The sequence below is a fragment of the Rhodococcus rhodnii NBRC 100604 genome, from assembly GCF_001894925.1.
Classification (GTDB): domain Bacteria; phylum Actinomycetota; class Actinomycetes; order Mycobacteriales; family Mycobacteriaceae; genus Rhodococcus_F; species Rhodococcus_F rhodnii.
Map to the genome: position 1 here is coordinate 1 of NZ_BCXD01000056.1, position 5,416 is coordinate 5,416.

A 5,416-nucleotide genomic window follows, 5' to 3' on the forward strand; every position below is an offset into this window, starting at 1 on the left:
AGCGGAGATGGGGTGGTCGGTGCCCGCGGAGGGCGTTGTCGGCGTCGTCGCGGTGGATGCGCCACCGGCCGTTCGGCTCGGTGGCTTGATAGCCGGCGAGTTCACCGTCGTAGAGCATCCGCAGGACTGTCTTGGGGTGTCGGCGCATGTACGCGGCGGCTTCGGCCACCGTCATCCACGGGCTGTCGTCGCATTTGCTCATCGTGTGCTCGCCTCCTCGAGGAGTGCCCGGACGGTGATGTCGAGACGCTCGGCGACGTAGATGAGGTGGTCCGCGCGGAAGGCTCGCTCTCCGTGGAGGTAGCGGTGAAAAGTCGAGCGGGGGACTCCTATGTCGTCAGCGACCCGTGCAGCAGTCAGGTCGGCCGAGCGGATCAGATCGCGGACCGCGATTCCGATGCCGCGGTTGCTCAGTTCCATACGGAGACCATAATCTCCATTGGGATCAGTCACAAGCCCAAATGGGCACGATAGTTTCCTGCAATGTTGCGCAATGGTCCCGATTGTACGCTAATATGCCCCATATGGAACACGAGACTGAGCGAGTGACAGCGGCGATTGCTGCAGAACTCCGCGCTGCGCGGGCACGCAGAGGCATGACCCGCGACGAACTCGCCGAGCGCGCAGGAGTCAGCCGGTCGGCGGTGTTCCGGATAGAGCGGGGCGAACGGGTCGTCCGGATGGATCAGCTGTTCCAGCTCGCGGCGGCTCTGGACGCCGACCCTGCGGACATACTTCAACAAGCGCAGATACAGCTGCGTCGGCAGGCGGAACGCGGGGAGTAGCGCATGACGAACTCGATCAGGGCAGCTCTGGCAGCGGTCATTCGAACTGAGCGCGGGCGACATGCCATCACGCAGACCCAGATCGCCTATCGGTCAGGGTTCTCGCGCAGCACCATCCGGCGGATCGAGCGCGGCGAGCGGGCGGTGACGGTCGATCAACTCGTGGCGATTGCCGATGCGATCGGCGTCAAGCCGGCCGAGCTTCTGGAAGAGGCGATCCGGGGTCGAGGCTGAGCCCACCCGTCAGAATGTCGACATCGCATCCTGCCGACGCAGCATGCATGACCACATCGGTCGCCGACAGTCCGTCGGCGATGAGGTTTCTGAGTCCGAGGTCGGAAACACCCAGCAATCCCCCCAGTCCTCCTCCGAGACAGTGCTGGGGCGAGGGCATCTCTGAGTCGACCGGCACGATGACGGCGTGTCGAGATGGAGGGCGAGACGACTCATGAGCTGACGACCTTCTGCTGGAAACACCTGTACGCAACCGCAGGTCCCCGGACCGCGGTCCCCACAGAATAGGGCACAATTCCGACACTGTCTCTACCGATTGGAAATAATTTCGAACTAATGTTCGTAACGAGATGCACAAGTATCCAATTGGATACATCGCCGACGGTGGTCGGCGTTTCAACTATCTGGACAGTGGCGAGGAGCGGGGAATCGACGATGGCGTGGACGCGGCAGTTACCGTCCGGTAGGTACCAGGGCCTCTACCGAGACACCGCCGGCAAGATCCGGTCCGCAGGTTCGTTCCCGCGCAAGAAGCAGGCTCTCGGCAAGGCGGTAGCCGAGGAGGACCGCGAGCGGGCACTGCCCACCGACGCCCGAGCGAAACGCATCACGTGGGGCGACTGGGAGTCCGAATGGCTCGCCGTGCGGGGTGTCGCGCGGGGGACGCGGCTTCGGGACGAAAGCCGGCTACGTCTACACGTCGAGCCGCGATGGGAAGACGTGAAGCTCCGCGACATCACCCGCCAGTCAGTGCAGGCGTGGCTGACCGACCTCGAGGTCGAGTCCGAGCTCTCGCCGTCGAGCGTCGTGAAGTGCTACCACCTGCTGTCGTCGTCGATGAAGGCCGCCGTCGGCGCCCGACTCATCGCAGAGTCGCCGTGCGCAGGCGTCGTGCTGCCCGACGATGGCGAGCACGTCGACCGCGTCATCGACGATTGGGAGATTGCCGAGATCACCCACGAGCTGAACGGCCCGGACCGTATCGCGGTGCAGCTGCTCCACACCACCGGCATGCGACTGGGGGAGGCGCTTGCCTTGCACTTCGAGTCCGTCGATCTCGTGCACCGGACGGCATTCGTCTCTCGATCGTGGGACCCCATCGGGCAGATCATCAAGCCGACGAAGAACTACCAGAACCGCGGTGTGCCGCTCTCGGCGGCGCTCGTGCGAACTCTTCGAGACGAGCTCACTGCTCGCGGACCGGGTCGGCCGGCGCCCGTCGAGTACCACCGGCGCAGCCGAGCGCAGTCCGGACTCGTGCTGCAGGGCCATCGCGCAATCGCGGGCGTCACCGGGCGGCCGATGGACGGCGACAACCTCCGCCGTCGATGGAACGCGGCAATCCGGAACGCGAACGCGCGGCTCAAGGCCCAGGCCGCCGCGGCTGGCACCGAGCCACAGATCATCAAGAGCGCACGGCTACACGACCTCCGTCACACATACGCGTCGCGACTCGTGCGGGCCGGCGTCTCGCTCTACGAGGTCAAGACGCTCCTCGGGCACAAGTCGATCAAGACCACCGAGCGGTATGCGCACCTCGCGCCCGGGCAGTGGGACGGCGTGCGCGCGGTCCTCAACCAACACGGCTCTACCCCCGTGGGGTATGGGGTGCGTGCAGCAGGAAATGCAGCAACGTAGCATTACCAGCCGCTACCACCCGCTACCATCCGGGGCGGTCAGCGAGGAGGAAAAGTGCAGATCACATGCCCTGTGACTACTTCCCGCTCCTCGGCGCTCCCAGCGCCGAAGCGGCCTTTTAATCCGCAGGTCGTAGGTTCGAGCCCTACTGGGGGCACCCGAGATGCCGTCCGCTCCGCGACATGCGGGGCGGACGTTCGCGTTTCAGGGCGGCCGGGTTCCGGGAACGAGATCGGCAGACGCGGCACCGCCGAGGAATTTCGGCTCGGGCGCGCACCCCCTGTAGCGCGCCCGAGCACGCCGAAACGATACCACCCGGTGTGTTTTCTGCGAAGTTGCTGTCCCGTCATGTGGGGCTCGCTCGTCGTTGTTCGGTAATACTGGGTGTCCGGGGGCGACCGTTCGACGACGAGAGCGCCGGGCGCTGACCGCGGCGAGAGAGGGTGGCCGCCCTATGGCCCACCGACAGGAGCGAGTAGCCCACCGGCAGGAGCGAGCGCGGCGAACGCGTGCTGCGCTGATCGAGTCCGCCGCGGAGGAGTTCGCCAGGCGTGGATACGCGGCGGCGTCGATCAGCGCGATTCTCGCGGGATCGAAGACGACCAAGGGTGCGATGTACTTCCACTTCGAGTCGAAGGAAGACCTCGCGCGGGCGGTTCTCGACGAGGGCGGGGCGTCCTTCGTCGAACTCTCCGATCGATGGCTGCGCCGTACCGACGCGGATCCCTTCGAGCTGCTGCACGGGCTCGTGCTCGATCTCGCCGCGCTGTTCGAGCGCAGCGTCATCGTCCGTGCCGAGTTCCGGCTCATGGTGGAGCCGGAGTTCTACTCGGACGTGCAGTCGCTGGGATCGAAGCACTGGGGCCGTGCCGCGTCCGAACTCGCGATCCGCGCCCGCGTCGCCGGCATCCTCGTCGACGACGTCGATCCCGACCTCTTCACGCGTGTCCTGTCCGCGGCGCTGGCCGGTCAGCGGTTCCTCATGGACATGACCGTCGGTGACATCGATCTCCCCGAACGGTTCGTCGAATCGCTCGAACTGGTGCTGCGGGCGTCGGCGACACCCGAGTGGCTGCGCACGCACGAAGAGCGGGGGTGGCGTGAGCTCACCTCCGAGCTTGCTCCGGGCGCTGACGAACTCTTCCCGGCCCGGCACTCCGAATAGTGGGTTGACCTGCCGATTTGGGAATCGACTCGCGGGTGTCCTATTCTAGTTTCGCTCCCAACGGAACGCCGTTGAGAAACTGGTTCGGAGAGATCCGGCGGGCCCCCTTCGTCTAGCGGCCTAGGACGCCGCCCTTTCAAGGCGGTAGCGCGGGTTCGAATCCCGTAGGGGGTACGTTCGAGGGTGTGCGAGACGTGATAGTGTCTCGCAGCGCACGAGCGGAAAACTGAAGAGGTTAGAGCAAGGCCCTGTGGCGCAGTTGGTTAGCGCGCCGCCCTGTCACGGCGGAGGTCGCGGGTTCGAGTCCCGTCAGGGTCGCAATAATCACCGGTTCTCGGTGATTGTGCGCTAGGCATTCGGTTCGGGTGCCGTCCGGCCAGGTAGCTCAGTTGGTACGAGCGTCCGCCTGAAAAGCGGAAGGTCGCCGGTTCGATCCCGGCCCTGGCCACAAGACAGACCAACACGAAAGCCCCGTCGAGAATCGACGGGGCTTTCGTGTTCTTCCCCTGCTTCCCGGGCACCTCACTCCGCATCGCGAGTACGAATCCCGGTGAGTGCAACGGTTCCTCGTCGTCGCCGAGGCCCGAATACTCGGGTCCGATCGCACGCCCGGTGGCGCCTCGCCCCCCTCTCCTGTTTCGGTAGTCGGCTGCCCCGTGCCCGCGTGCGCTCGATCGACGAGTGAAAGGTCACACATGAGCAGCTCGGTAGCGGATCCCTCACCGCCGACGACGGATACGGACGCGATTCCCCGTCCGGATTCGCGGGAGTTCGAGGCACTGATCGACGAGATCGCGTGGGACGCGCGGCGCCGCCGCGACGACGGCGGCAGCGAGGGCCCGTTCGCGGCGATCGACTCCGTCCGCCGCGCACGGCTGGGTGCGGCCCGCGTTCCCGCGTCGCTGGGCGGGGGCGGCTGGACCGTCACGGAACTGCTGGACGCGGTCGTCTCGCTCGCCGAGGCGGACCCGGACGTCCCGCACATTCTGCGTGTGCACTTCGCGTTCGTCGAGGAACTGCTGCGGCTGCCGGTCGACGATCCCGCACGGGTCCGGTGGCTCCCCGAAATCGTGGCGGGTGCCGTCTTCGGCGGTGCGGCGTCCGAGCTGAGCCGTCACGACGTCGGGGGACTGCGGTACGACACGACCGCGGCGGACACCGAGGACGGCGTCGTCGTCGACGGGCGGAAGTTCTACAGCACCGGATCGCTCTATTCCGACTACATCCGGGTGACGGCGCGTGCCGACGACGGCGAGCCCCTCTCGGTCGTCGTGCCCGCCCATGCGCCCGGTGTCGAGCACGTCGACGACTGGGACGGCATAGGGCAGCGGCACACCGGCAGTGGAACGACGATCTTCACGGGCGTCGAGGTCGGCCGCGACGCCGTTCTACCGCGCCGTTCCGACGACCCTGCGTCACGGCCGCGGCACTCGCTGCTCCAGCTGCATCTCCATGCGATCGCCGCCGGAATCCTCCGGTCGGTCGTCACCGACGCCGCGGCGCTGCTCCGTTCGCGGAAGCGGACGTTCACCTACGCGACGTCGAGTGTGCCGGTCGAGGATCCGCAGCTGCTCGCGGTGGTCGGCGAACTGAC

The 5,416-nt window shown here is 66.5% G+C and carries 7 protein-coding genes and 4 tRNA genes; 9 read left to right on the forward strand and 2 right to left on the reverse strand.

The window, feature by feature from the left end; all coding sequences use genetic code 11:
- The coding region (locus RR1_RS21255; protein WP_072713752.1) for a helix-turn-helix domain-containing protein at nucleotides 1-202 on the reverse strand (202 nt) is incomplete at its 3' end.
- Nucleotides 199-420, reverse strand: coding sequence for a helix-turn-helix domain-containing protein (locus tag RR1_RS21260; RefSeq protein WP_010839155.1), 222 nt, complete (start codon nucleotides 418-420; stop codon nucleotides 199-201). The genes RR1_RS21260 and RR1_RS21255, both read right to left, overlap by 4 nt.
- 104 nt (nucleotides 421-524) lie before the next feature.
- Between RR1_RS21260 and RR1_RS21265 the strand changes: the two genes are divergently transcribed.
- The 9 genes from RR1_RS21265 to RR1_RS21300 form a co-directional block, all read left to right on the forward strand.
- Nucleotides 525-785, forward strand: coding sequence for a helix-turn-helix domain-containing protein (locus RR1_RS21265; RefSeq protein WP_143153988.1), 261 nt, complete (start codon nucleotides 525-527; stop codon nucleotides 783-785).
- A gap of 3 nt (nucleotides 786-788) precedes the next feature.
- Nucleotides 789-1,019: a helix-turn-helix domain-containing protein gene (locus RR1_RS21270; RefSeq protein WP_010839154.1), complete on the forward strand. Its 231-nt coding sequence runs from the start codon at nucleotides 789-791 to the stop codon at nucleotides 1,017-1,019.
- A 435-nt stretch (nucleotides 1,020-1,454) separates the two neighbouring features.
- Nucleotides 1,455-2,657: a tyrosine-type recombinase/integrase gene (locus RR1_RS21275; RefSeq protein ID WP_010839151.1), complete on the forward strand. Its 1,203-nt coding sequence runs from the start codon at nucleotides 1,455-1,457 to the stop codon at nucleotides 2,655-2,657.
- Between the two features lie 95 nt (nucleotides 2,658-2,752).
- Nucleotides 2,753-2,814, forward strand: a tRNA-OTHER gene (locus tag RR1_RS22490).
- A gap of 297 nt (nucleotides 2,815-3,111) precedes the next feature.
- The gene (locus RR1_RS21280; protein WP_010839150.1) at nucleotides 3,112-3,822 is read left to right on the forward strand and encodes a TetR family transcriptional regulator; all 711 of its coding nucleotides are present in this window, start codon (nucleotides 3,112-3,114) and stop codon (nucleotides 3,820-3,822) included.
- Nucleotides 3,823-3,923: 101 nt separating this feature from the next.
- Nucleotides 3,924-3,996 (forward strand) — tRNA-Glu (locus tag RR1_RS21285).
- A gap of 70 nt (nucleotides 3,997-4,066) precedes the next feature.
- Nucleotides 4,067-4,140: transfer RNA gene (locus RR1_RS21290), tRNA-Asp, on the forward strand.
- Between the two features lie 56 nt (nucleotides 4,141-4,196).
- Nucleotides 4,197-4,270 (forward strand) — tRNA-Phe (locus tag RR1_RS21295).
- Nucleotides 4,271-4,517: 247 nt separating this feature from the next.
- A partial coding sequence (locus RR1_RS21300; RefSeq protein WP_051111245.1) for an acyl-CoA dehydrogenase family protein occupies nucleotides 4,518-5,416 on the forward strand: 899 nt, incomplete at its 3' end.